This window comes from Arthrobacter sp. YC-RL1 (assembly GCF_001454985.1).
GTDB classification, from domain to species: Bacteria; Actinomycetota; Actinomycetes; order Actinomycetales; family Micrococcaceae; genus Glutamicibacter; species Glutamicibacter soli.
The window spans coordinates 2511990-2536925 of record NZ_CP013297.1 but is presented as its reverse complement, the minus strand read 5'-3'; the positions used below and the strand labels follow the sequence as shown (position 1 = coordinate 2536925).

24 protein-coding genes and 1 pseudogene are annotated in these 24936 nt (G+C 68.1%); 16 read left to right on the top strand and 9 right to left on the bottom strand.

Annotation, left to right across the window (positions count from 1 at the left end):
• Position 1 precedes the first annotated feature (1 nt).
• From ATC04_RS11750 to ATC04_RS11740, 3 genes are all read left to right on the top strand, one after another.
• On the top strand, positions 2 to 913 hold the full coding sequence (locus ATC04_RS11750; protein WP_047118757.1) for a tetratricopeptide repeat protein: 912 nt from the start codon (positions 2 to 4) through the stop codon (positions 911 to 913).
• Between the two features lie 140 nt (positions 914 to 1053).
• A complete protein-coding gene (locus ATC04_RS11745; protein ID WP_047118758.1) occupies positions 1054 to 1818 on the top strand; it encodes an ABC transporter ATP-binding protein in 765 nt (254 codons plus the stop codon).
• Positions 1794 to 3359: a hypothetical protein gene (locus ATC04_RS11740; RefSeq protein ID WP_047118759.1), complete on the top strand. Its 1566-nt coding sequence runs from the start codon at positions 1794 to 1796 to the stop codon at positions 3357 to 3359. The genes ATC04_RS11745 and ATC04_RS11740 overlap by 25 nt, the downstream gene beginning before the upstream one ends.
• Positions 3360 to 3437: 78 nt before the next feature.
• On the opposite strand, the gene ATC04_RS11735 is transcribed toward ATC04_RS11740, so the two are convergent.
• Positions 3438 to 5375, bottom strand: coding sequence for an HNH endonuclease signature motif containing protein (locus tag ATC04_RS11735; RefSeq protein WP_060617027.1), 1938 nt, complete (start codon positions 5373 to 5375; stop codon positions 3438 to 3440).
• Positions 5376 to 5685: 310 nt separating this feature from the next.
• Between ATC04_RS11735 and ATC04_RS11730 the strand changes: the two genes are divergently transcribed.
• The 5 genes from ATC04_RS11730 to ATC04_RS11710 are packed head-to-tail and all read left to right on the top strand — an operon-like array spanning position 5686 to position 11099.
• The gene (locus ATC04_RS11730) at positions 5686 to 5937 is read left to right on the top strand and encodes a DUF3039 domain-containing protein (RefSeq protein WP_047118761.1); all 252 of its coding nucleotides are present in this window, start codon (positions 5686 to 5688) and stop codon (positions 5935 to 5937) included.
• Positions 5938 to 5995: 58 nt separating this feature from the next.
• Positions 5996 to 7762 (top strand): DEAD/DEAH box helicase, encoded by a 1767-nt coding sequence (locus tag ATC04_RS11725; RefSeq protein WP_047118762.1) that lies wholly within the window; start codon positions 5996 to 5998, stop codon positions 7760 to 7762.
• A 51-nt stretch (positions 7763 to 7813) separates the two neighbouring features.
• Positions 7814 to 9505 (top strand): phosphatidylglycerol lysyltransferase domain-containing protein, encoded by a 1692-nt coding sequence (locus ATC04_RS11720; protein WP_047118763.1) that lies wholly within the window; start codon positions 7814 to 7816, stop codon positions 9503 to 9505.
• Positions 9505 to 10380 (top strand): hypothetical protein, encoded by an 876-nt coding sequence (locus ATC04_RS19370; RefSeq protein ID WP_052772307.1) that lies wholly within the window; start codon positions 9505 to 9507, stop codon positions 10378 to 10380. The genes ATC04_RS11720 and ATC04_RS19370 overlap by 1 nt, the downstream gene beginning before the upstream one ends.
• The gene (locus tag ATC04_RS11710; protein ID WP_052772308.1) at positions 10377 to 11099 is read left to right on the top strand and encodes a DUF998 domain-containing protein; all 723 of its coding nucleotides are present in this window, start codon (positions 10377 to 10379) and stop codon (positions 11097 to 11099) included. The genes ATC04_RS19370 and ATC04_RS11710 overlap by 4 nt, the downstream gene beginning before the upstream one ends.
• A 76-nt stretch (positions 11100 to 11175) precedes the next feature.
• On the opposite strand, the gene ATC04_RS11705 is transcribed toward ATC04_RS11710, so the two are convergent.
• The gene (locus ATC04_RS11705; RefSeq protein ID WP_047118764.1) at positions 11176 to 11769 is read right to left on the bottom strand and encodes an isochorismatase family protein; all 594 of its coding nucleotides are present in this window, start codon (positions 11767 to 11769) and stop codon (positions 11176 to 11178) included.
• An 89-nt stretch (positions 11770 to 11858) separates the two neighbouring features.
• Positions 11859 to 13157: a nicotinate phosphoribosyltransferase gene (locus ATC04_RS11700; RefSeq protein WP_047118765.1), complete on the bottom strand. Its 1299-nt coding sequence runs from the start codon at positions 13155 to 13157 to the stop codon at positions 11859 to 11861.
• 143 nt (positions 13158 to 13300) lie between these two features.
• Here ATC04_RS11700 and clpS point away from each other — a divergent pair, with 143 nt between their 5' ends.
• The 5 genes and pseudogenes from clpS to ATC04_RS11675 all read left to right on the top strand — a co-directional run bounded on the left by clpS (position 13301) and on the right by ATC04_RS11675 (position 16717).
• Positions 13301 to 13585: an ATP-dependent Clp protease adapter ClpS gene (clpS, locus tag ATC04_RS11695; protein ID WP_047120652.1), complete on the top strand. Its 285-nt coding sequence runs from the start codon at positions 13301 to 13303 to the stop codon at positions 13583 to 13585.
• A gap of 2 nt (positions 13586 to 13587) precedes the next feature.
• Complete coding sequence (locus tag ATC04_RS11690) at positions 13588 to 14166, top strand: DUF2017 domain-containing protein (RefSeq protein WP_047118766.1); 579 nt, start codon at positions 13588 to 13590, stop codon at positions 14164 to 14166.
• A gap of 5 nt (positions 14167 to 14171) precedes the next feature.
• Positions 14172 to 15095: a glutamate racemase gene (murI, locus tag ATC04_RS11685; protein ID WP_047118767.1), complete on the top strand. Its 924-nt coding sequence runs from the start codon at positions 14172 to 14174 to the stop codon at positions 15093 to 15095.
• Positions 15092 to 15886 (top strand): annotated as a pseudogene (locus ATC04_RS11680) (MBL fold metallo-hydrolase); the annotation flags it as partial. The gene murI and the pseudogene ATC04_RS11680, both read left to right, overlap by 4 nt.
• Before the next feature lie 381 nt (positions 15887 to 16267).
• Positions 16268 to 16717: a PACE efflux transporter gene (locus tag ATC04_RS11675; protein ID WP_047120653.1), complete on the top strand. Its 450-nt coding sequence runs from the start codon at positions 16268 to 16270 to the stop codon at positions 16715 to 16717.
• 100 nt (positions 16718 to 16817) lie between these two features.
• Here the strand turns inward: ATC04_RS11675 and ATC04_RS11670 are convergent, their stop codons facing one another.
• From ATC04_RS11670 to ATC04_RS11660, 3 genes are read right to left on the bottom strand one after another with little or no spacing between them, the layout of a single operon-like run.
• Positions 16818 to 18050 (bottom strand): FAD-dependent oxidoreductase, encoded by a 1233-nt coding sequence (locus tag ATC04_RS11670; protein ID WP_047118769.1) that lies wholly within the window; start codon positions 18048 to 18050, stop codon positions 16818 to 16820.
• Between the two features lie 56 nt (positions 18051 to 18106).
• Positions 18107 to 18769, bottom strand: a complete 663-nt coding sequence (folE, locus tag ATC04_RS11665; protein ID WP_082123845.1) for a GTP cyclohydrolase I — start codon at positions 18767 to 18769, stop codon at positions 18107 to 18109.
• Positions 18766 to 19239 carry a hypothetical protein gene (locus tag ATC04_RS11660; protein WP_052772567.1) on the bottom strand — a complete coding sequence of 158 codons (474 nt, stop codon included), beginning with the start codon at positions 19237 to 19239 and terminating at the stop codon, positions 18766 to 18768. The genes folE and ATC04_RS11660 overlap by 4 nt, the downstream gene beginning before the upstream one ends.
• A gap of 90 nt (positions 19240 to 19329) precedes the next feature.
• On the opposite strand from ATC04_RS11660, the gene ATC04_RS11655 reads away from it, so the two are divergent.
• From ATC04_RS11655 to rdgB, 3 genes are read left to right on the top strand one after another with little or no spacing between them, the layout of a single operon-like run.
• Positions 19330 to 19989, top strand: coding sequence for a helix-turn-helix domain-containing protein (locus ATC04_RS11655; protein ID WP_152666811.1), 660 nt, complete (start codon positions 19330 to 19332; stop codon positions 19987 to 19989).
• Positions 19990 to 20034: 45 nt separating this feature from the next.
• Positions 20035 to 20769: a ribonuclease PH gene (gene rph / locus ATC04_RS11650; RefSeq protein ID WP_047118770.1), complete on the top strand. Its 735-nt coding sequence runs from the start codon at positions 20035 to 20037 to the stop codon at positions 20767 to 20769.
• A complete protein-coding gene (gene rdgB, locus ATC04_RS11645; RefSeq protein ID WP_047118771.1) occupies positions 20766 to 21401 on the top strand; it encodes an RdgB/HAM1 family non-canonical purine NTP pyrophosphatase in 636 nt (211 codons plus the stop codon). Before rph ends, rdgB begins: the two co-directional genes overlap by 4 nt.
• Positions 21402 to 21482: 81 nt before the next feature.
• Here rdgB and ATC04_RS11640 read toward each other — a convergent pair whose 3' ends face one another.
• From ATC04_RS11640 to ATC04_RS11630, 3 genes are read right to left on the bottom strand one after another with little or no spacing between them, the layout of a single operon-like run.
• Positions 21483 to 23168: a CotH kinase family protein gene (locus ATC04_RS11640; RefSeq protein WP_052772309.1), complete on the bottom strand. Its 1686-nt coding sequence runs from the start codon at positions 23166 to 23168 to the stop codon at positions 21483 to 21485.
• An 11-nt stretch (positions 23169 to 23179) separates the two neighbouring features.
• A complete protein-coding gene (locus tag ATC04_RS11635) occupies positions 23180 to 23971 on the bottom strand; it encodes a polyphosphate polymerase domain-containing protein (protein ID WP_047118772.1) in 792 nt (263 codons plus the stop codon).
• Complete coding sequence (locus tag ATC04_RS11630) at positions 23968 to 24636, bottom strand: DUF4956 domain-containing protein (RefSeq protein WP_082123846.1); 669 nt, start codon at positions 24634 to 24636, stop codon at positions 23968 to 23970. The genes ATC04_RS11635 and ATC04_RS11630 overlap by 4 nt, the downstream gene beginning before the upstream one ends.
• Positions 24637 to 24936: the final 300 nt, after the last annotated feature.

Genomic DNA, 24936 nt, shown 5'->3' with positions numbered 1-24936 from the left:
CGTGAGCGAAGAGCCAACGATCCCATCGTCCCGCGGCGCCGTGGACCTCAGCGCGCTGTCCTCGCACCGCCTGCAGGCCACCGACGCGACTGCGCCGGAAGCCGGCGCGACCTGGACCATGGAGCTGGACGAAGCGGCATTCCAGCAGTTCGTGGGCCTGTCCCAGCGGGTTCCGGCCATCGTGTCGCTCGGTTCCCCGCGCGTGCCTGCCTCGACCGAGCTGGACGCCTCGCTGCGCAAGCTCGTCGACGCCCGCGGCGGCAAGTTCGTGCTCGGCCTGGTCGACGCCGAGGCGCGCCCGCAGATCGCCCAGGCCTTCCAGGCCCAGCAGATCCCGCTGGTGGTCGCGCTGGTCAACGGCCAGCCGGTGCCGCTGTTCCAGGGCCCGGCCGGCGAGGAGCAGATCGAGCAGGTCTTCGGGCAGCTGGAGCAGCTGGCCGCGCAGCAGGGGCTGGGCGGCACCGTGCCTCCGTTCGCCGGAGCCCCTGCGGAGCCTGCGCTGCCGCCGCTGCACCAGAAGGCAGTGGACGCCATCGAGGAGGGCGACTACGCCGCCGCCGAGGCCGCCTACATGCAGGCCCTGAACGAGAAGCCGAACGACCACGAAGCCCAGGTGGGCCTCTATCAGGTGCGCCTGCTTTCGCGTACGCAGAACCTTGATTTGAACCAGGCCCGCGCCGAGGCGGCCTCGAACCCCGACGACCTGAACGCCCAGCTGAACGTGGCTGACCTGGACATCGTCGGCGGCCATGTGGAGGATGCCTTCTCCCGCCTGGTGTCGCTGGTGGCCCGACTGGCCGACGAGGACCGCGAACGCGTCCGCCGCCGCCTGGTCGAGCTCTACGCGGTGATCGGCACGAACGATCCGCGGGTCGCCGCCTCGCGCCAGAAGCTGGCCCGCGTGCTCTTCTAGCAAACGCGGTTCCACGCCAACGCCCAGGGCGCCGGTGCACCTCGAGAAGTATTCTCGTGAGGCATCGGCGCCCTTTGTCGATCGCGGATTAATTCAAAAGGATGATGATGGATGACTTGGGCTGTTGCTAGGCTCGAGGCATGAATCCGATCGCACTAGATATTCGCTCCCTGGCCAAGCAGTTCGGAGCCAAGGTCGCAGTGAACAACGTCAGCCTGCAGGTTCCCGCCGGCTCCTTCTATGGGTTGGTCGGGCCCAACGGCGCCGGCAAGACCACGATGCTTTCCATGGCCACCGGGCTGCTGCGCCCGGATGCGGGCTCCGCGCTGGTCAACGGGATCGACATCTGGGCGGACCCGCACGCGGCCAAGGCCACCCTCGGGGTGCTGGCCGACGGGGTGCGCCAGTTCGACCGGCTGACCGGCCGCCAGCTGGTGACCTATTCGGGCCTGCTGCGTGGCATGGACCGCGAGGAAGTCGCGGTCCGCACCGAAGACCTGCTGCGCGTCATGGACCTGACGCAGGACGGCGACAAGCTCGTCGTCGACTATTCCGCGGGCATGACCAAGAAGATCTCGCTGGCCACCGCGATGATCCACTCGCCGAACCTGCTGGTGCTCGACGAGCCCTTCGAAGCGGTCGACCCGGTCTCCGCGGCGAACATCCGCGACATCCTGAACGGCTACGTCCAGCTGGGCGGCACCGTCATCGTCTCCTCGCACGTGATGGACCTGGTCCAGCGCATGTGCACGCACGTCGCGGTGATCGCCGACGGCGTGCTCAAGGCCCAGGGAACCGTCGACGACGTCCGCGCCGGCAAGTCCCTGGAAGAACGCTTCGTCGACCTGGTCGGCGGACGAGCTACGAACGAGGGGCTGTCATGGTTGCGCACATCCTCCAACTGAAACTCCGTCTGCTGGGCAACGGCTTCAAGCGGTCCACCGGCCAGCTGGTCGCGGTGATCATCGGCGGCCTCTATGCATTGGGCATGGTCGTGCTGCTCTCCGGGGCGAGCTGGGCTACCGCGGAGCAGAACCCGTTCCCGGGCCAGCTGACCATCATCATCGGCTCGGCCGTGGTGCTGGGCTGGGCGGTCATTCCTCCGCTGCTCACCGGTGTCGACCTGACGCTGGAGCCGGCCCGCTTTGTGCATTTCGGCATCGATACCAAGGTGCTGGCCCCCGCGCTGGTGCTCGCCGGGTTCATCTCGGTGCCCGCCGTGCTGACCTTCCTGGGCCTGCTGGGCGCCTCCATGATGTGGCGGCTGGATCCGGCGGTGCTCGCCCTGGCCATGGTCAGCACGGTTGCCACCGCGATCATGGCGGTGCTGGTCTGCCAGTACCTGACCATCATGGCCACTGCGCTGCGCTCCAAGCGGCGTTTCCGCGAGTTGACCTTCGCCCTGCTCTTCCTGCTGCTGGTCTCCCTCGGGCCGTTGCTGTCGTCGGTGTTCGCCGCGGCGGAGAGCATCGCCGACTGGATCAACCCGATCTCCGCGGTGCTCGCCTACACGCCGCTCGGCGCCTTCGCCGCCCTGCCTGGGGCACTGGCCACCGGGAACATGGCGCAGCTGGCGCTGTGCGCTGTGCTGGGAGTCGTCTACCTGGTGGGCCTGTATCTGCTGCTGGTCCGGGCTACCGGGGCCGCGACCGTCGCGCCCCCTGCGCAACAGCGTGCGGCCACTGCCCGCGGGCTGGGATTCTTCAAGCTGCTGCCGGCAACTCCCACCGGAGCCGTGGCGGCACGCTCGCTGACCTACTGGTTCAAGGATCCGCGGTACGCGCTGAGCATCCTGATGGTGCCGATGCTGCCGCTGATCTTCTGGTTCGCCGGACGCCAGTCGGGGGAGTACACGATGATGTTCGCGCTCGGCCCGCTGATCGGCATCCTGATGGGTTTCGCGATCTCCGCCGATGTCTCCTATGACAACACCGCTTTCGCCCTGCATGTGCTGACGGGGGTATCGGGCAAGGCCGACCGGGCTGGACGCGTCATGGCCTGCTTCGCCATCGGCATCTTCCCGCTGCTGCTGGCGGCAACGCTTCCTGCCATCCTGTCCGACCAGCTGTGGCGTCTGCCAAGTGATCTGGGCTTGTCGCTTGCCGCGTTCCTGGTATCGCTGGGCGTCTCATCCGTTGTCTCGGCACGCTACACCTACGCCGTGCCGCTGCCGGGCGAGAACCCGATGAAGACACCTCCGGGCAACGGCCTGCGTGTAGCGCTGACCCAGATGGGCACCATGGGTTTCATGGCAGTGCTGCTGATTCCAGTGATCATCCCGGCTGTGATTTCCTGGACGACGCAGTCGCAGGTCGCAGGGTTCATCGCACTGGGTATTGGACTCCTGCTCGGAGTCGGGATGCTGATCGGTGGCGTGCATTTGGGTGGCAAGTGGTTCGATCGCCGCCAGTCTGAACTCATGCAAGCGGTCATGATCAACCGATAGCTGGTGCACATGGTGGGGTTGCCATTCGAATAGTCGAATGGCAACCCCACTTTTTCGTGGGTACCGCTGGGAGAGGAATCAGTCGGAGTCCGGTAGCGGGATGCTGGTCGGGACGCCCGGTGGACTGTAATTCCTGCGCAACCGCTGCGCCGGATCCCTGTCCTTGGGCAGCAGCACCCACGGCAGGCCCTTCACCCACACGATCTTGATCACCTCATGGTCGAACTCGATGTGGTGGTTCTTGCACCCCGGAGCGATCTTGTCCAAGTTCGTTTCCCCGCCCAAGGCGTACGGGTCGGTGTGGTGGAACTCCAGCTGCTCCACCGTCGCGGTGCACCCGGGCACCAGGCAGTACCGGTCCCTGGCCAGCACCGCACGCTGCAGCACCTCGGGCACGAAGCGTTTGGTCCGCCCGAAGTCCAGCAGCACCCCGTCCGTGTTGAACACCGCCGGGATCAGATCCGCCTGGCACAGCAGCTGCCGCAACGCGGCCGGCGGCAGGTCCACCCCGTGCGCGGTCTGCGCCGTGGAGGACGCCAAGTGTTGCAGGTCGTTCAGCTGCAGGTGGGCGATGACCACCGGCCGCAACCGCTTGCGCTTGTGCTGTGGCGGGGATTTGTCGGGGTCCCCGGCGGAGCGCTCGTCTCCGTCCTCGGCCCAGTCGGCCTTGCCGGCGCTGTCCTCGTCGGCGTTCGCGGGGTCGGAATCGAAGAGGGATCCCTGGCCCGGGCCGCCGTCCCCGAAGGCGGTTCCGGGCGGGTCGTCGCCGGTGGCGTCCAGCAGGATCTCCAGCAGCGCGTTCAACGCGCGTTCGGGCGGGGTCGCTTCGGGGATGAACAACTCGTCATCGTCCCAGCGCAGCTGCTCGGATCCTTCGGGCAGCAGGTCCTGGATGGACCAGCCGCCTTCCCCGTCGGGGCCGGCCCCGGTAGCTCCGGCCCCGGTGGTTTCGCTCTCGGTGGCGGCATCCGCCTGCGGCTGCGGGTCCTGCCCCGTGGGTTGGTTCGGATTGTCGGCAGGGTCCTTGAAAAACGACGCCCCCGCCACCGGCCCGCCTGAGCCTGGCCCCCGGTTCGGGTTCGCCGAGGCCGGGTTCCTCCGCGCGGCCTGCCCGGCCTGCGTGCTGGCCTTGTTCGCCGCCGCGATCAACGCATCCACCCACGCCCCCTCCGCCGTGGAAGTCCGCACCAAAAACTCGCGGAAGTGCGGGCTGCGGATCGGCAGCGGGAACACGCCACGGCGCAGCGAGGCCGGCGGGATTGGCCCGGACCGGTTGATGGCCTCCAGGATCAGGCAGGCGATCTTCTTCACCGCCGCGAACGGGATGAACTCCTCGGCCAGGACGTGGGCGGCGTGTTCCTCCACGGTGCGCCCATCGGCATGCAACAGGGTCGGGCTGGTGGCGGTGCCTTCGAAGGTGCGGTCTTCGGGTTCGACCTTGGCCAGTTTCCGGCTGGCCTGCCGCACCACCGTCGGATCCACCCCGGACTCGAAGAGCAGGGCGGCCAGGTGCTCGAACCGTGGGGCAACCCGGGCCCCGGTGAAGTCCTTGCGCCCCACCAAGTCCATGGAATCCAGGATGAGGCGGTGGGTGTGCCAGTAGGGGGCGCGGGTCCAGGAGGCCAGCAGTTCTTCGGGGTTGCGGTAGCAGGCGCGTCCGCAGGCGCGCACCGGGGTGCTGGTGGTGTCGGCGGGGTGCTCGCGCAAGTGCTCCAGTTCGGTGTGGGCCAGGGTGTGGGCGGCGGTGGCGGCAGTGCGTTCGGCGGCGACCAAATCCATGCGGGTCGCTTCGAAGCCGAGCTGCTGGGCGGTGGTCGCCAGTTCCAGGGCCAGGCGGGGATCGGTGGTATCGGAGAGGGTTTCGCGCAGGGCGGCGAAGGTGTCCAGCAGGCTGGTGGCCAAATCCCGCAGCTGGGTGCCCGATAGTTCGGGCAGGGCGGCACCGGGCGCGGGACGTACCTGGGTCAGTACGTGGTGCAGGCTGGTGAGGCCTTGAGCCAGTGCGGTGGTGTTCATGGCTCCAGTGAACGCCCGGGCGCACTGGCTGGTGGTGGGTGGGGTGCGGATTGTGGAGAAGTGCCGGAAAATTTTTTTGCGGGTTCCGGACATGCCACGCGGCACCATGGCGTGTGGGACACGGCATTGGACGCTGTCCGGCGCGGATGCGGCGGGCCGACGGAGCGGTCGAACATCGATAGAACACTCTGTGACCTGTAGATACCGTGCGCGGCGGAAGCGCCGGGAGGCGGGGGAGGAGCGGGCGATGTGGACAAGCTCCCATGCCTGTGCGCCCCATGAAAGCGTCGTACGTACTAGACTGGATGGCATGGTGGAACAGTCTGAAGAAACCCGCGGTGGCACGGCCACGATCGAACGCACCGAGACGACCCAGAGCGTCGAGGCCGGCGATCACGAGCGTTTTGCGCACTATGTGCAGAAGGACAAGATCATGGAGTCGGCGCTGTCCGGCGAGCCGGTGATCGCCCTGTGCGGCAAGGTCTGGACCCCTGGCCGCGACCCGAAGAAGTTCCCGGTATGCCCGGAGTGCAAGGAAATCTACGAATCCTTGATGGGGTAGTGCGGCGTTTCAAGCACGCACTTCCTACAACTTCTGCACGCGGCCGGGAAAAGGGTAAATGACGCAGGCACTTTTTGACTTTGGTGACAAGCTTCCTCTGGAAGACAAGCTACCGGTAGCGTATCCGGAGCGAGCGGCCTGGGGCACCGGGCCGAAGCTCCGCGCCTGGCAGGCCGAGGCGCTGGCCAAGTACTTCGAGGCGGAGCCCAAGGACTACATGGCCGTGGCGACCCCCGGAGCGGGCAAAACCACGTTCGCGCTGCGCTTGGCCAAGGTGCTGATCGACTCCGGAAAGATCAACCGAATGATCGTCGTCGCGCCTACCGACCACCTGAAGAAGCAGTGGGCGGACGCGGCGGCGCGCGTGGGCATCGCGCTGGATCCGAACTACAAGAATTCCGACGGGCGCCACGGCTCGCACTACATGGGCGTCGTCGTGACCTACGCCCAGGTGGCGCTCAAGCCCGCGGTGCACCGCGCGAAAACCGAGAACGCGCGCACCCTGGTGATCATGGACGAGGTCCACCACGCAGGCGACGCACTCAGCTGGGGCGATGGCATCCGCGAGGCCTTCGAGCCCGCCGCCCGGCGCCTGGCGCTGACCGGCACCCCGTTCCGTTCCGACGCGGCCCCGATTCCCTTTGTGCAGTACGTCGACGAGGGCGACGGCATCCGCCGCTCCAAGGCCGACTACACCTACGGCTACGGCAGCGCGCTGGCGGACCACGTCGTGCGCCCGGTGCTGTTCATGGCCTATTCGGGCAACATGCGCTGGCGCACCGCCGGCGGGGAGGAGATGGAGGCTAACCTCGGCGAGGGCTTCACCAAGGACGTCACCGCGCACGCCTGGCGCACCGCGCTTGACCCGCACGGCGACTGGATCCCCTCGGTGCTGCAGGCGGCCGACCGCCGCCTGTCCGAGGTGCGCCGCACCGTGAAGGACGCCGGTGGCCTGGTGATCGCCACCGACCACGAGGATGCGCGCGGCTACGCGGCCCAGCTGGAGGCGATCTGCGGGGAGAAGGTCACTACGATCCTCTCCGACGACCCGAAGGCCTCGGAAAAGATCGACGAATTCTCCGCGTCCGATTCGCGCTGGATGGTCGCCGTGCGCATGGTCTCCGAAGGCGTCGACGTGCCCCGGCTGTGCGTGGGCGTGTACGCCACCTCCACCTCCACCCCGCTGTTCTTCGCGCAGGCCGTGGGCCGCTTCGTGCGAAGCCGCAAGCGCGGCGAGGTCGCCAGCGTGTTCCTGCCCTCCGTGCCGGTGCTCATGGCGCTGGCCAACGAGATGGAGGTCGAGCGCGACCACGCGCTGGACCGCGAGGGCGACAAGGTCGAGGACGGCCTGGACGATGCGCTGCTGGAAGAAGCCAACAAGGAGGACAAGGCCAGCGACGAGCTGACGCGCAACAAGTTCGAGGCGCTGAACTCGCAAGCCTCCTTCGACCGCGTCTTGTTCGACGGCGGCGAGTTCGGCACCGGCGCCGACATCGGCAGCGACGAGGAGCTGGGCTTCTTGGGCATCCCCGGGCTGCTGGACACCGAGCAGGTCTCCGAGCTGTTGCGCGCGCAGCAGAACAAGCAGATCAGCCGCGGCGCCTCCAAGCCCGCCCCGGTCTCCGACCACCGCCGGATGATGGACCTGCGCACCAAGCTGTCCAAGAACGTGTCGGCCTGGTCCGCGCGCACCGGAACCCCGCACGCGCAGATCCACACCAAGCTGCGCACCGTGTGCGGCGGGCCGGCCGTGCCGCAGGCCACGGCCGAGCAGCTGCAGGCTCGGCTGGACAAGCTCTCCGACTGGTTCGTCGGCCGCAAATAAGCCGCCGGAACCGGGCGCACGCCGCCCGGCTTAAGTGGCATACTTCCTGCTATGACCAGCAGGAATCCCTCCATCGCCGTCCGGGTGCAGCGGCGCGACCGCTCCCGGGCGGCGTCCGCGTACCTGGGCATCGGACTCGGGCTGCTCAGCCTGCTCTCCGCGCTGCTGCGCCCGCTGCACTCGTGGCTGCACGGGCCGCTGGCGGTGCTGCCCGAATTCCTCATCCAGGTCTCCGCGATCTACGTGGTGTTCGGCTCCTTCGGCCTGTTCGTCCTCGCGCGCTACCTGCGCTCGGGCAACCGGGTGGCCTGGGCCGGATCGGTGCTGCTGCTGGCGCTGATCGCGGTGCTGCACGCGGGCAAGCGCGCTGACTGGCCGCTGGCGGCGCTCTGCGCGGCGGCCGCGCTCTGGCTGGGGCTGCAATACCGCGCCTTCCCGGTCTGGCCCGGGCGGCTGGCCTTGAAGCGCGCGCTGCTGGTGGCCGGGGCGGCGCTGGCGCTGGCGAGCCTGCTGGTCGGCGCGCTGGTGCTGCGCCTGGCCCTGGCCACCGACCAGGACCTGGGCTCCGGCGCCCGGCAGTTCGCCGCGGTGCTGGACGCCGAACTGCATGAACACCACCTGGCGCTGAGCTTCGCGCTGGTCGCCGCGGTGCTGCTGGGCCTGGCCGGGCTGCTGTGGTGGTACCAGTACACCGGCTCGCACACCGCCCCCGCCGATGCCGCCGCGCACCTGGCCGACCGCGAACGGGCACGGGAGATCGTCGCCCGCCACGGCGGCGGCACCCTTGACTATTTCGCGCTGCGCGACGACAAGCGCTGGTTCTTCCTGGGGCAGAGCGTGATCGCCTACGCGGTGCGCGGCTCGGTCTGCCTGGTCTCCCCGGATCCCATCGGGCCGGCCGCCGAGCGCGGGGAAACCTGGGCCGAATTCATGGTGTTCGCCGAGCAGCGCGGCTGGTCGGTCAGCGTGCTGGGCGCCGCGGAAAACTGGCTGGAGACCTACGAGCGCTCGGGCCTGCGCACGGTGTACCTGGGCGACGAGGCGATCGTGGACAGCGCAAGCTTCAGCTTGGCGGGCAAGAAATCCAAGTCGCTGCGCCAATCCCACGCCCGGCTGCTGCGCGCGGGCTACCGCGTCGAACACGTGGACCCGCTGCGGCTGGATCCGGCGGTGCGCGCCCGGCTGGCCGACCTGGCCGGCGAGAGCCGGCGCGGGGAGGCTGAGCGCGGCTTCTCCATGACGCTCTCGCGCCTGTTCGACCCGGCGGACACCGGCCTGCTGCTGTCCATCGCCTACGACGGGGCCGGCACCCCGCAGGCGTTCATCCAGTGGGTGCCGGCCCCCGCGCTGCGCGGCTGGTCGCTGGATGTGATGCGGCGCAGCACCTCCGGGCAGCTGCCCGGCGGCCTGATGGACTTGTTGATCATCGAGATGCTCGGCAAGCTGGCGGGCGAGGGTGGCGGCGAGCTGGGGCTGAACTTCGCGGTGCTGCGCGAGGCGGTGGCCGGCGGGCAACAGGCAGCCGGCGGCTGGTTCGAACGCCTGGTCGCCAAGCAGGCTTCCAAGCACGCCCAGGTGGAGTCGCTGTACCGCTTCAATACGAAGTACGATCCGCGCTGGCAGCCACGCTACGCCGCGGTGGGCACCGTGGATTTGTGGCTCTCCCAGGGCCTGCGCATGGCCCAGGCCGAGGGGCTGGCCGAGCTGCCGGCGCTGCCCAGGCTGCGTCCGGAGCGTGCCTGATGCTGCCGGGGCTCACCGCGGCGCTGGCCGCCAGCATCGGCTACGGAACCGCCTCGGTGCTGGAAGCCGTGGCGGCGCGCCGGGTCGGCGGGGCGAAGGTCTACGCCCACCCGCTCTACCTCGCCGGGATCGGCCTGGACCTGTTGGCCTGGCTGTGCTCGCTGCGGGCCCTGCAGGATCTGACCCTGTTCACGGTGCAGGCGTTGCTGGCTGGATCGCTGGTGGTCACCATGCTGCTGGCGCGCTGGGTGTTCGCCAGCGAGCTGAGCCGCGCGCAGCTTCTCGCCATGGGCCTGCTGATCGCAGGGCTGGCGGTGCTCGCCCTGTCCACCGGAACCCAGCCAGCGCAGCCCGCCGCCCAGCCGCTGGTCTGGACGCTGGCCGGAGCGCTGCCGGTGCTCGCTGCGGCTCTGGCAGTGCTCTACCGGAAGCGGGCGCCGATGCCGACCGCGGTGCTCGCCGGGCTGGCCGCCTCCGGCGCTGCGCTGGGCGCCCGCGGGCTGGTGCTGGACGGCGGGGTGATCCAGCTGCTGCGCGAGCCGATGCTCTGGCTGGTGCTCGGCTTCGGGGTGGTGGCGATGGCCGGCTACACCCGGGCGCTGGAATTCGGCCACGTGGGACCGGCGACAGCGGTGTTCACCGTGATCGAGGTGGTGGTGCCGGGCATTGCAGGCATGCTGCTGCTGGGCGATGCGGCCCGCGAGGGCTGGGAGCTGGCCAAGTACGGCGCCATCGCGTTGAGCCTTGGATCCTGCCTATGGCTGACCCTGGGCAGCCCGGGCGCAGGACTGCCGGCCGAGCCGGCGCTGAAGGTGGGCGGCTCCGAGAGGGAGCACGACGCAGCGGAGCACGGCGAAGGGAGCGCAGGAGAATGAACAAAATCCAAGACCCTGGCGGGGGCGCGGAACTGCGGCGTGCGAGGATCCGGGCGGCGGCGCTGGGCGCGGGCGCCGCGGCCTACTCGCTGGGCATCCTGGGGGAGGCGGTGCTTGGCTGGCCGCTGGATCCGCGCACCGCCATGCTCTCCGAGCTGGCGGCCCGGGACCGCTGGCATCGGGGGCTCTTCCAATGGACAGATATGGCCTCGGCCGGGTGCTACCTGGTGGCGGCCTGCGCCTCGCGTCCGGGGGACTCGGATCCGCGCGGGCTGCTGAGCGCGTCGCTGGCCGCCTTCGGGGCCGCGACCATCGGCGATGCGCTCAGCCCGCTGGACTACCCGGTGTCCTTCGACGATCCAGGATCCCCGCGGCGCGCCGAGCGCCCGGACGGTTCCGGAACCAGCGCCAGCCACGGGCGCCACTATGTAACCACGGCGCTGGCCTCGGCCGCTTCGATGGCGCTGGTGGCGAGCTACTGGCGGGAGTTCGGCCGGCAGCCAGGGGCCTCGGCGCGCCGCCGGCTGGCGGCTCCCGCGGTGCTGGGCCTGCTGGCGGCCAGCGCGGCGAGCCTGGTTTCCCCGAAGCTGCACCCGGGCACCGTGCAGCGCCTCTACACCCTGGGATTCAGCGCGCTGTGCGTGGACTTCGCCCGCCGGGACCTTGCCCGCAGCAATCCGGCCAGCAGCGGCCCGGCCCACGCCGTCGCACCGTGCTAGGCGGTACCAGTCAGCGCAACGCAACAGGCCGCCGGAAAACCGGCGGCGGACTGCCGCAGGAGCGTGGAGGGGAAAGCTAGCCCAGGGTCAGCACCGTGACCCCGGCGGCGCGCAGCTGGTCGTTCACCGCCGGCATGTTCTCCGGGGAAACCGCGGCGGTCAGCGGGGCGAGCACGGTGGTGGCGAAGCCCGCCGCGGCCGCGTCCAGGGCGGTGGCGCGCACACAGTGGTCGGCGGCCAGGCCCACCACGTCCACGGCGGTGATGCCGCGTTCGGTGAGCCAGTCGCCCAGCAGCGCACCGGACTCGTCGGCGGGGTCGGCGGCCGGGTCGAGCCGGCGCGCCTCGAAGCCCGAGTAGGCGGCGGCGAAGCGGCCCTTGGCGAAATGCGCGTCGACCTGGAGCCCGGCGATCTGCGGGTGCAGGGCCGCCCCGTCGCTCCCTGCCACGCAGTGCACCGGCCAGGAGTCGATGAAGTCCGGCTCCTGCGAGAAGTGCGCCCCGGGATCGATGTGCCAGTCCTGGGTGGTGGCGATCGCGGCGTAGCTTGCGCGGCGCGAGCGCACGTCCCCGGCGATGCCCGCGGCGACCAGGTTGCCCCCGGCCACGGCCAGCGCACCTCCTTCGCAGAAGTCCGGTTGCACGTCGATGATCAGCAGGGCGCGGTTCATGGCAGCCTCCTTGGGGCGTGGCGGTATAACGCTCGGGTGGATGGATCTTAACGCCCGCCGCTGTGCGTGTGGTGGGCGCCGGGTGCGGGTTAGCTGCGCACCATGACGGTGGGGATGACCGGTTCGCCGCGCTGCAGCTTGCGGGCCTCGCCGGGCATTTCCTGGATCGAGGCGCGGTGGCGTGCGGCGGCCTTGGCCACGCCCTGCGGGCCGATGAACGAAGCATCGATCTCGCCGTTGACCACCAGCGGGACCATCAGGTCGCGCTCGGGTCCGCCGGTGGTGTACTCGGAGGTGGAGACGACCTCGGCGACGGCGCGGCCGCGCTCGTTCAGCTCACGCATCGCGTACTTGCGTCCGCCCACGCTGGCCTTGTTCGCGGCGGCCTTGGCCACCGGGATCCAGTCGCCGGCGTCGTTCTGCCGGGAGACCAGCTTGTAGACCATGGAGGCGGTCGGGTGGCCGGAACCGGTGACCAGGGCGGTGCCCACGCCGTAGGAGTCCACCGGGGCGCTGGCCAGCGCGGCGATGGCGTATTCGTCCAGGTCCGAGGTGACGGTGATCTTGGTGTTCCAGTTGCCCAGATCGTCCAGCAGGGCGCGCACCCAGCCGGCCTGCTGGACCAGGTCTCCAGAGTCCAGGCGCACGCCGCCCAGCTCGGGACCGGCCACCTCCACCGCGGTGCGCACGCCGGTTTCCACGTCGTAGGTGTCCACCAGCAGGATGGTGTCGCGGCCCAGCGAGGCGACCTGCGCCTCGAAGGCCGCACGCTCGGTGTCGTGCAGCAGAGTGAAGGAGTGCGCGGAGGTGCCCACGGTCTTCAAGCCGTAGCGGGCCCCGGCCTCCAGGTTGGAGGTGGAGTCGAAGCCGGCGATGATCGCGGCGCGGGCCGCGGCGACCGCGGATTCCTCGTGGGTGCGGCGCGAGCCCATCTCGATGCACGGGCGGTTCGCGGCGGAGGCGATCATGCGCGAGGCGGCGGAGGCGATGGCCGAGTCGTGGTTCATCACCGAGAGCAGGTAGGTCTCGATCACGCAGGCCTCGGCAAAGGTGGACTCGACCATGAGCAGCGGCGAGTTCGGGAAGTACAGCTCGCCCTCCGCGTAGCCGGTGATGGTGCCGGTGAAGGTGAAGTTCTCCAGGTACTTCAGGGTCTCGGCATTCACGACCTTGTTGTCCGAGAGGAACTTCAACTCGTCATCGCCGAAGTGGAAGTCGGCCAGTCCTTCGAGCAGGCGGCCGGTTCCGCCGACCACGCCGTAGCGGCGTCCCTCGGGCAGCCGGCGGGAGAAGGCTTCAAACACGCTCGGGCGGTGCGCCGCGCCGGAGGCCAAGGCGGCCTGCAGCATGGTCAGCTCGTAGTGGTCGGTGAAGAGGCTGGTGCGCATGAACGCTCCTGAATCGTGTGTGTGCTCTGGACTCTGCCGCCTCCCAGGAGGCGAACCAGCTTTTACTGTATAACGGCTGACCGCATTGCCGTGATTCGGGCCGGACGGCGCCGCGCTCAGGAAGCGGGCGTAAAATGGTTGGCATGACCGCAATGCCCGATGTACTTTCCTCCCCTGAAATCCGGGAATCCACCGAGAAGGCCTGGCGCCTGATCGTGTGGAACGACCCCGTCAACCTGATGAGCTACGTGTCCTACGTGTTCCGCTCGTACTTTGGTTTCAGCCCGGAAAAAGCCGACAAGCTGATGCTCCAGGTGCATCACGACGGCTTCTGCACCGTGCGCAGCGGCGCGCGCGAGGCGATCGAGTCCGACGTGCACGCCATGCACGGATTCGGACTGCAGGCCACCATGACCCAGGAGGCCTAGGCGTGGCGAAAGCCTTCAAGTACGGCTCGCGGGGCATCACCGGCTCGCTGCATTCGGCCGAGCGCAAGCTGCTGCGCGACCTCTTTTCCGACATCATCCACATGCTCGAAGAGCGCGCCGAGATGCACCGCCTGCCCGAGGACATCGATCCGCTGTACGCGCTGACCGGCATGCGCCCGGCGGACTTGAAGCTGCCGCCGATCAGCGACCCGGCGCTGGCCCGGCTGCTGCCCGACGCGAGCGATGACCCGCAGGTTGCCGAGGAGCACCGCCGGCTGACCGAATCGGATCTGATCGGTGAGAAGATCGGCCGGCTGCGCGAGGCGCAATTCCTGCTGGAAACCGACAAGATCGTGCTCGACCCGGCCGGGGCCCGGCGTTTCGCCCAGGCGCTGAACGACGTGCGCCTGGTGCTCTCCGAGCGGCTGGAAATCCGCAGCGAGGCGGACTCCGAGCGCATCTCGCAGATCAACGACGCCAAGGACGTGACCACCCCGGAGGAATACCTTGGCCTGGTCTACAACCTGGTTTCCTGGGTGCAGGACACCTTGATGCACGCGCTGATGAATGCGGAGTACTAGCACACGTGAACTCATTTTTCGCCACCGGACAGGTTTCCGCACCGGACGCCGACACCCCCATCGGCATCTTCGACTCGGGCGTGGGCGGGCTGACCGTTGCCCGCGCCATCATCGACCAGCTGCCCGGGGAGTCGCTGATCTACGTCGGGGACACCAAGAACTCTCCCTACGGCCCGCTGCCCATCGCCCAGGTGCGCGCGAACGCGCTGGGCGTGATGGACGAACTGGTGGACGCCGGGGTGAAGCTGCTGGTCATCGCCTGTAACTCGGCCTCCGCCGCGGTGCTGCGCGACGCCCGTGAACGCTACACCGCCCGCTACGGCATCCCCGTGGTCGAGGTCATCCAGCCGGCCGTGCGCCGCGCGGTGGCAGGCACCAAGAACGGCAAGATCGGCATCATCGGCACCCAGGCCACCGTGGGCTCGCGCGCCTACGAGGACGCCTTCGCCGCCGCCCCGAACCTGGAAGTGACCTCCGTGGCGTGCCCGCGGTTCGTGGAGTTCGTCGAATCCGGCATCACCGCCGGACCGGAGCTGCTGGGCATCGCCGAGGAGTACCTGGCCCCGCTGCAGGCCAAGGGCGTGGACACGCTGATCCTGGGCTGCACCCACTACCCGCTGCTCACCGGCGTGATCTCCTACGTGATGGGGGATTCGGTGACCCTGGTGTCCTCCGCGGAGGAGACCGCCAAGGACGCGTTCAGGGCGCTGACCAAGCATTCCCTGGTCCGCGAGGACGGGGCGACGGCGCGTCACGAATTCCTTGCGACGGGCAACGCTGATAGCTTTGGGGTACTGGCTCGCCGCTTCCTCGGCCCCGAGGTATTGCAGGTGCGCCATGTGGACCATGTGGCCGCCCACTATCCGACCGGAGCCATCGCGCGGATTACCCCGCAGATGATCGCCGCGTCGAAAGCGAGAACCGAATGAAGTTGACCATCATTGGATGCACCGGGTCGTTCCCGGGGCCGGGCTCTCCCGCGTCCTGCTACCTGGTGTCGGCCTTTGATGGCACGCGCGACTGGAAGATCCTGCTGGATCTGGGCTCCGGCGCGCTCGGCGTCCTGCAGCGCTACACCGATCTGAAGGACATCGACGGGATCATGATCTCGCACCTTCATCCGGATCACTGCATGGACTTGTGCGGCCTGCACGTGGCGATCCGCTGGGATCCCACCGGCTGGGGCCGCGAGAAGATGCTGGTGCACGGCCCGGCCGACACGGCCAACCGCATCGAGACCGCCTACGGGCTGCCCGAGGGCGACACCATGCACCAGGACTACAACTTCCAGGTCTGGGAGCCGCTGACGCCGGTGCACCTTGGACCGTTCACGATCACCCCGTACCCGGTGCGCCACCCGATCGAGGAGGCCTACGCCCTGCGCGTGGAGGCCCGCGAACCGACCCCCGAGGGCGAGATCATGACCAGCGTGCTCACCTATTCGGGCGACACCGACACCTGCCAGGGCCTGGTCGATGCAGCCCACAAGGCGGACATGTTCCTGTGCGAAGCAGCCTTCGAGGAAGGCCGCGACGACGCGATCGACGGCGTGCACCTGACCGGCAAGCGCGCCGGCGAAATGGCGACCGCCGCGCAGGCCGAACGCATGCTGCTGACCCACATCCCGGTGTGGACCGACATCAACAAGGTGGTCGAAGAGGCCCGGGAAACCTACGACCGCGGCATCGCCGTGGCGGTTTCCGGTGTCACCTACGGCGTGTACTCGGGCAGCCTGAAGGACGGCAAGGATCCGGAGCTGTTCAAGGGCGACCGCGGCACCGACTACATCGTCTCGGAAACCGGCACGCTGCCGGTGGTCAAGTACGAGAAGACCCGCAAGTTCCCGCTGCTCAAGCGCAAGAAGTAGCAGCGCGGCAACGCGCATCAGGCGCGGAACCGGTATCACCGGTTTCGGGCCTGATGAGTTAATGCACAGGTGGTGAGCTTGATTACCAGTTAATGCCCCGGTGTTTCCTTGGTGCTAGCGTTAAATCAGCAGGGCAGGCAGGATTACCGCCGCCTTGCCGGTTTATTCACTGACCATGGACGCGAAACCTCATCGAGGACTTCCTGTGGCATCAACGTATTGGGAGAGATTTTCGTGTCCGCCACGCTTCGCCGGGTTGTTTACGTCGTCAGCTATGAGCTCATCGCCATTGTCGCGACCACCTTCGGCCTTTCGCTTCTCGGGTTTTCCGGATCGCATTCATCCACCGTCGCAGTCGTTTCCTCGGCGGTCGCGCTGATCTGGAACTACCTCTTCAACATGATGTTCGACGCGTGGGAGCAGCGGCAGGACAACACCGAGCGTACGCTGCGCCGCCGCATTGCCCACGCGCTGGGCTTCGAGGGCGGACTGGTGGTCATCCTGGTCCCCATCCTCGCGCTCATCCTCGGCGTCACGATTCTTGAGGCGCTGATGCTGGAAGCAGGCCTGCTGGTCTTCTTCCTGATCTACACCTTCGTTTTCGCCTGGGTCTTCGACAAGATCGTCCCGCGCGCCAAGCAGAAGGCAGCCGCGCCGTCCACGGAGCACTGCGCGAGCATGTAGCCGTTGGCTGCCGGCCAAGGCAATCGGCCATCCGGGACTTCCCAGAAGGGAGGTTCCGGATGGCCGACTGCTTTAACCTGATGGTGCCTGACCGGATCTCCTAGAACAGATCGCCCAAGGGAACTGACGGATCGGCGAGCTTGGCCGGATCAACGCCCTTCCGGGACAGGATCAGCGCCTTGAAGTCGTCCATGACATCCCAGATGTTCACGTTCATGCAGGCGAGCACCTGGTTCTGGGCATTGACCCAGAACGCCATGAATTCGCGCACCGACGGATCCCCGCGCACGATGATGCGGTCGTAGGACCCGTTGGGTGCGTGCCCGATGTATTCCATCCCCAGGTCGTACTGGTCGCTGAAGAAGTAGGGCAGCTCCGTGTATTCGGTGCGTGTGCCGGTGATGCTCGCCGCCACGGCGGCCGGCTGGTTCAGCGCCGTGGCCCAGTGCTCCACGCGCACCCTGCGTTCGAGGACCGGATGGTTGTGGTTCGCGATGTCGCCCACCGCGTAGATGTCAGGATTGCTGGTCTGCAACGCGGAATCCACCAGCACGCCGTTCTCGGTTTTCAGCCCGGCGGCCTGCGCCAGCTCGATCTGCGGGGCGACGCCGATGCCGATGACCACCGCATCGGCCGGCACCAGCTCGCCGTCCGCCAGCAGGACCCCGGCGGCCCTGCCGTTCTGGGTGGCGACCTCGGTGATCTTCACGCTGCAGCGCAGGTTGACCCCGTGGTCGGTGTGCAGCTTGGCGAAGTGCGGGGAGATCTCCGGGCCGAGCACCGCTAGCAGCGGCTGCGCGGCTCCCTCCAGGATGGTCACCTCGGTTCCTGCCAGTTGCGCTGCGGCGGCGATCTCGAGTCCGATCCAGCCGCCGCCGATGAGCACCAGCCGCCGGCCGGGCCCGAAGTGCTCGCGGATCGCGGTGGAGTCCTCGACGGTGCGCAGGTAGTAGACGTTCTGAGCGTCGGTGCCGGGTAGCGGCAGGCGGCGCGGGGCGGAACCGGTGGCGAGGATCATGGCGTCCCAGTCAACCGTGTCCCCGGCCGAGGTCCGCAGCTTCTTGTCCACCGGGTCGAGCGCCACGACGCTGGTAGCCTGCCGGACGTTGACGTGGTTGACCGCGTACCACTGCTTGGGGTGCACCATCGCCTGGTCGAACTCAGACTTGCCCTGCAGGTAGTCCTTGGAAAACGGCGGGCGCTCGTAGGGCAGGTGGTCCTCGCCGGCGAAGATCGTGACCGGCCCCGTGTAGCCCTGCAGCCGCAGGTGCTCTGCGCTCTTTGCCGCGGCCAACCCACCGCCGACGATCACCAGATGTCCATCGGTGCTCATTGGATGTTCCTTTCACTAGGCGTGCAGTCCGGGCAAAGCGCTGTCGAGCCGGAATCTCAGTTGTTCATCAGGCCGGAGAAGGACAGGAATTCTTGGCGTGCGCCGGCGTTGTCCCGCAGGTGCCCGAGCAGGGCGGAGGTCACCGTGCTGGTGCCCGGGGTGTTGGCCCCGCGCAGGCTCATGCACGAATGCTCGGCGGAGATCACCACTCCGACCGCCCGCGGGCTCAGCACCTTGCGCAGCCAATCGGCGATCTGCTGGGTCAGCCGTTCCTGGGTCTGCGGACGGCAGGCGAAGTGCTCGACGATGCGCGCCAGCTTCGACAGGCCCACGGTGCGCTCGCCGGGCAGGTAGCCCACGCAGGCCCGCCCGGTGAAGGGGAACAGGTGGTGCTCGCACACCGAGCGCACCGGATTATCGCGCAGCACCACCAGCTGGTCGTAGTGCTCCTCGTTGGGGAATGTCGTGAAGGTGAAGTCGCGCGGGGTCAGCATCTGCGCCCAGGCTTGCACCATGCGGGCGGGGGTGCGCTGCAGATGTGCCGTGCCCAGGTCCATGCCCAGCGCGCGCAGGAATTCGCCGGCGGCGTGTTCGGCGGCCGCGAGGTCCATTTCCCCGGCCTGCTGAGGAGACAGCAACCGGGTGGGCAGGCTGGGAGCCTGCCCGTCGAGTTCCTCCACCTCGGCCAAGGCCTCGTCGAGTTGGTCGAGTGGATTCATGAGGTGCGTGCCTTCCGCTGGCGCGCACCGAAGGGCGGATCGAATTCCGCGGCGAGGCGGGAGAGCGCCAGCGCCGCGACGAGCAGCCCGACATCGCGCAGGGCGACATCCAGCACGCCGCCGAGCAGCAACAGGTTCACGATGATGCCAAGCAGCCAGAGGGCAACGATGTAGCTGGCATAGCGCGGCTTGATCGCGATCGCGATGCCTGCGATGATCTCCACCGCCCCGACCAGGTACATCGCCGTGGCCGCCGAGAACGGCAGCAGCGAGAGAACCCACGGGGCCAGGTAGTCCGGCCAGTAGGTCATGACGTTGATGAACTTGTCCACGCCCATCAGCAGCGGCAGGAGGACAAAACCGATGCGCAAGATCCAGAACGCACCGAACGACGGATCACTGAAGATCCGCGCACCAAAAGTTGCCGGGGCCAGGGACGCAGGGAGACGTCCGCTGTAGGCAGCATTCATGATCACCACCCTCTAAAACTAATCTATGTGCATCTTAGAATTCTCCGCTTAACCCTATTTGTCAAGATCTATTGTTGATAGAATTCGGTCATGTCGAAGATGCAGAAACCCATGACCCAGCAAATGCTCAAAACGCTGACGGATCCGGTGCGCCGCCGCCTCTTCGACTACGTCCTTTCCCGTAGCGAGCCGGTTAGCCGGGACGAGGCGGCGGCCGCGGCCGGGATCAGCCGCACGCTGGCCGCCTACCACCTGGACAACCTGAGCGAGGCAGGGCTGCTCGCGAATACCTATGCCCGGCTGCAGGGGAAAACCGGGCCCGGCGCCGGCCGTCCGGCCAAGCTTTACGAGCCTGCGCAGCAGGAGATCTCGCTGACCGTGCCACCGCGCAACTACCGGCTGCTCGGAAGCCTGCTGGCCACCGCTGCCGCGAGCGATAGCAGCGGCGTCGTGATGGGTGCGCTGCTGGCCGCCGCGCGCAGCGCGGGGATCGAGCTGGGGGAGTCGGGCGAGAACTTGATGCAGCTGCTGCGCGAGCTGGGCTACGAGCCGGTGCAGGAGGAGAACGGCGACATCACCATGGCCAACTGCCCCTTCCACCTGGTGGCCCAGCACCAGACCCAGATGGTCTGCTCGATGAACCAGGAGCTGGTCTCCGGGGTGCTCGCCGGATGCCGCTGCGATGCGCGGCGCGCCGAGCTCAGCCCCGCCAAGGGGCGCTGCTGTGTGGTGATCCACCCCGAAGCGTAGGCCCGATGTGCGCGGCGGAGCCCGGCCAGTGGATAGGATGGAAGCATGACTTTACGTGCCGACGGCCGAGGCGCCGCGCAACTTCGAGACATTACCATCACCCGCGGCTGGTCCGCCCAGGCCGAAGGCTCGGCCCTGATCGAATTCGGCAACACGCGCGTGCTGTGCACCGCGTCGTTCACCGAAGGCGTGCCGCGCTGGCTGAAGGGCGAGGGCACCGGCTGGGTCACCGCCGAATACGCCATGCTCCCGCGTGCCACCAACACCCGCAACTCCCGCGAATCGGTCAAGGGCAAGCTCTCCGGGCGCACCCATGAGATCTCCCGCCTGATCGGCCGCTCGCTGCGCGCCGTGGTGGACACCAAGCAGCTGGGCGAGAACACCATCGTGCTCGACTGCGACGTGCTGCAGGCCGACGGCGGCACCCGCACCGCCGCGATCACCGGTGCCTATGTGGCGCTGGCCGAGGCCATTGAGTGGGCCCGCTCCCAGGGCATCCTGAAGCAGAACGCCAAGGTGCTGACCGACTCGGTCGCCGCCATCTCGGTGGGCATCATCGACGGCACCCCGATGCTTGACCTGCCCTACGAGGAAGACGTGCGCGCGGAGACCGACATGAACGTCGTGGTCACCGGCTCCGGCGACTTCGTCGAGGTGCAGGGCACCGCCGAGGGCGCGCCGTTCAAGCGCGCCGAGCTGGACGCGCTGCTGGACCTCGCCCTGGGCGGCACCAACGAGCTCGCGCAGATCCAGCGGGAGACCCTGCGGGCCGCCCAGTGAGCGCGCCCGTGCTGGTCCTGGCCTCGCACAACGCCGGCAAGCTGCGCGAACTGCGCGAGCTGCTGCGCGGCAAGGTGCCGGGGCTGGACGTCGACACCCAAGTGATCGACGCGGCCGCCGCCGGGGCCAGCGACCCGGTCGAGGACCAGGTCACCTTCGCCGGCAACGCACTGAAGAAGGCCCGCGAGGTCGCCGCCTCCAGCGGGCTGATCGCGCTGGCCGACGACTCCGGGCTGAGCGTCGACGTGCTGGGCGGCGCCCCGGGCATCTTCTCCGCCCGCTGGTCGGGCGTGCACGGCGACGACGAGGCGAACATCGACCTGCTGCTCGCGCAGCTGGGGGATATCGCCGCAGAGCACCGCGCCGCGCAGTTCGTCTGCGCCGCCGCGCTGGCCACCCCGGCCGGTGCCGAGCACGTGGAACTGGGCACCTCGGCCGGAGTGCTGCGCACCCAGCGCGCCGGATCCCACGGCTTCGGCTACGACCCGATCTTCGAACCCGAGGGCTCCGGCAAGACCATGGCCGAGCACACCCCCGAGGAGAAGAACGCGATCTCGCACCGCGCCCGCGCGTTCGCCGCGCTGCTGCCGGTGATCATCGATGAGGTGACCAGGGCGCTCGCCGCCCGCTAGCAGCCGGCTGCCACATCACAATCCGGCATCCTTCCGCCTCGCAGCGGCGGGATGCCGGATTTTTTCCTGCCTCTGGATGGTTCAGGACTGGCCGGAGTCAGGGTCCGCCGTGTTTTGCGTCGCCTCGTCCTGCCGGGCACCGCGTTGCGGAGCCTGGCCTGGAACCAGACCCGGCGCCTGGCTCGCGCCCGAGCCGGTGTCCTTGGTGAAGTAGGCGCTGATCGCTTCCGCCTCCGATGCCACCGTATCCGCGTCGACCAGGTCGCCTGCCTGGCTGGTGAGCAGCGCGCTCCAGGTGTCCAGGATCTGCTGCGCCGCCCCCGAATCGTAGAGCTTCGCGGTCAGTTCGGTTTTCGCCTGTTCGACCTTGGCACTGAAGTCCGTGTTGGCCAGGAACCGGGTGACCAGCGGATTGTCGTTCGCTGCGCGCGGGCGCCCTGCCTGGAGATCGCCCTGCCCGTCGCCCTGCGCCTCGGGGTCGGCAGATCCGCCTGCGTCCTGCTGCCCGGGGCGCTGCCCGTCCTGCGGTGACAGGCCGGCGGGCAGCTCGCCCTTGCCCAGCTGCTGCAGCACCTGCAGCAAGGTGGTGTCCCCGGTGAGCTTCATGCCTTCGGGCAGGGCCGCGCCCTCGGGTAAGATCCCCTGCGTGATCTGCGCCGTCGCCGCCTGCACATCCGCGCCGGCGGGAAGGAAGCGTTCGAGCATCGCGTCGGTCCCCGGGCCGCTCCCGACTGGGCCGTCGGCGCCGCCGCGAGCACCGCCCATGCCACCCATGCCGCCGAAGGACAGGTTCTGGTCCCACGCGACCACGGTCATCGTGCCGCTGGAGGTGTCGTAGCGCAGGAACGAGTTGTTGCCCGGCCCGTCGATGTCATCGGAATTCGCGACCAGGTCCTGCATCGCCAGATAGGTCGCGAACTGGTCGACGTCCAGGTGCTCGGCCAGCTGTGCGGCGAAGTCCGCGTCGGAGGAGTTGTTCACGAAGTCCAGGAACTCGGCGATCGGCGTCAGGTCCTCGGCCCCTGACTCCACGCTGAAGGCGCTGTCGTAGTCGCTGCCGCTGGCGCCTCGGTAGGAGTAGTCGCCGCTGGAATCGGCCTTGTAGGTGATGCCTTCACCGGTGAACACCGCCGCGCTGTACAGCTCATCGGAGGGATTGTCGATGACCAGCCGGAGCTGGGCCGCGGAGCCGTTAAGCGTGAACCGGGTGGCCGCCGCCTGCTCGGTGGCCAGCCCCGCCTCGCCGAGCAACGCCAGCGCCACTGCCTCGTTCAGCGAGGTCTGCGAGGTGTTGGTGCGCACCACGAACTGCGTGCGGCCCGCGTAGCTCTGGCCGTCGACGAATTTGTCCAGCCGGATCTGCCAGGGCAGGTCCTGCGGGTCCGAACCGGTGTCCGCCTGGCGCAGCGTGGAATTGCCCTTCAGCCGCAGGCCGGCGTTCAGGAATACGGTGCCGTCGATGGTGACGGTTGCGCTGATCCATTCCTTGGACTGCTCCGACTCATAGGCCTCCAGCGCTGCGGCCACGTCCTGCTCGTCGGCCTCGACGTTGATCTCGTGCACCGAGTCGCTGTTGAAGAAGCTCGCGGTCTCGGCGCTGACCTGGGTGTTGACGATGCCGTCGGAGGCCTGGGCGCCGGGGACCGGGCTGCATCCGGCCAGCGCCATGGCGGCGATGGACAGCGTCGCGGCCATGGTCATCAGGTTGCGGGCGCCGCGCCGGGGACCGTCGGGGGCGGAATGCGTGAATTTGTCGCGGGGATACATGTTCCGTGCTCCTAGTCCTGGAGGGAAAACTCGGTGGTGATCTTGTATTTGGTGCTCTGGTGCCAGCGGTTCGCCGGGAGCCCGGCGTGCAGCAGGCCCATTCCGGTGGCGAACTTGGAGATGCGCGAGGGGCGCACCCCGTGGCGCCACAGCAGCCGGTCGACCTCCCCGGCATTCAGCGCCGACTTGGTCTCCAGCACCACCTCGTTGCAGCGCAGCAGGCCGTCCCCGAGCGGATCGGCCCAGCGCAGCTGCTCGTCGATCGTGACGCGGCTGCCGGATTCGGCCCGGTAGAGGGTGGTGCGCCGGTAGGAGGACTCGATGACCGGTGCGAGCAGTTCCACGTCGATTCGGCAGTCGCCCAGTTCGTGCTCCAGCGTCTGCCGGACGTAGTCGCGGGCTTCGGCGTCCAAATTGCTGCGTTCAGCCGGGTTGTGTTCGATGCGCTCCTTGACCGTCTGCTCCCGTGCGCCTTCGGTCTTGACTTCCAGGAAACAGGCACCGGTGTCCAGGTAGCTTCGGGTGCGGACCTTGAAGCGCCGCCGGCGCGGGTGGGCCGCGAGGTGGAAGCTGACCAATTCGGGGGTGTCGAAGTAGACCGACGAGTACCTGAAACTGCGCAGCTGGTCGATCTGCAGCACCTGGGCCCCGGCGGCCAGCGCCGGGAGCAGCTGACCTGCTTGCGCTGCGGTGAGGATGTACTTGCGGTCGACACGGGTTTGCAGCGCCGCGTTGTCGTTGAGCTCCTCCAAGGTGATGGAGGGAAGCTGATGGACCCAATCCGTGACGGTTTCCCGGTTCATCGCGACTCCTGGGAGATGACTTCGTGGTTTTCGGCGGTCAGTGCGGTGCCGGCCGGCTTCGTGTGCGGCAGCGGCGGAACGGGTCTGGCCGAAGCAGGGCCGCCAAGCCCGCTGGACGGCGCGGCGGCGGAGAAGCGGACCTTGACGATCGTTTTGTCATTGACCAGGTCCACCTGCTGCACCGTGCACTGGTGGATCCGGGCACCGGGAAGCACCGAGGACAGATAGGCGTGCAGCTCCTCGTCGCCGCCCACGGCCCGGTCCAGGACGATTTCCTGGTGTCGGTAGCGGGGCAGCACCTTGGAGCCGTCGGCGGCGAACATGACCAGCAGGATCAGCGTGATCAGCGCGATCGGCAGCCACAGCGGATCCGGGGCCATGCCCGCAATCAGGCCAATGGCCAGGGCGCAGAAGTAGTAGGCGATCTCATGCTGCTCAAGCTCGGTGGAACGCAGGCGGATGATCGACAGAACGCCGAACAGGCCGAGTCCCATGCCGATGCCGACGGAACTGCCGGATAGGGCCGCGGCCACGGCGAAAACGCCGATGTTGATGCCGAAGTAGGACACCACCAGATCGCGTCGTCGATGCCGGGGCAGGTAGAGGCCGATGGCCAGCACCGCGATGGCTACCAGGTCCACGGCGGCGAAAAGCAGGATATTCATGGGGTTTCTTCCTTGGAGGGGACGTTGGGGAGGGGCGCTTTCAGCTTTGTACCAGTGACTGTGTGCTTTCTTTGGCTGCCTCCTGAAACACCTAAGGCGCAGGTCAGATGCGGGTCAACGGGCTTCCGGCGGAGCTTTTTGCTGTGAATGGAATCGCTGGATTTCCGCGGGAATCCGGGCGTTGGACGACTTTGCTTGAGCAAGCAGTTTGAGAATTCTTAGAATCCATTCGCCCCGAGGTATTGCGTCACCATTGCCAAGGTCCTATGGTTAGTTACATGAGTAACGAACCCACTAAGT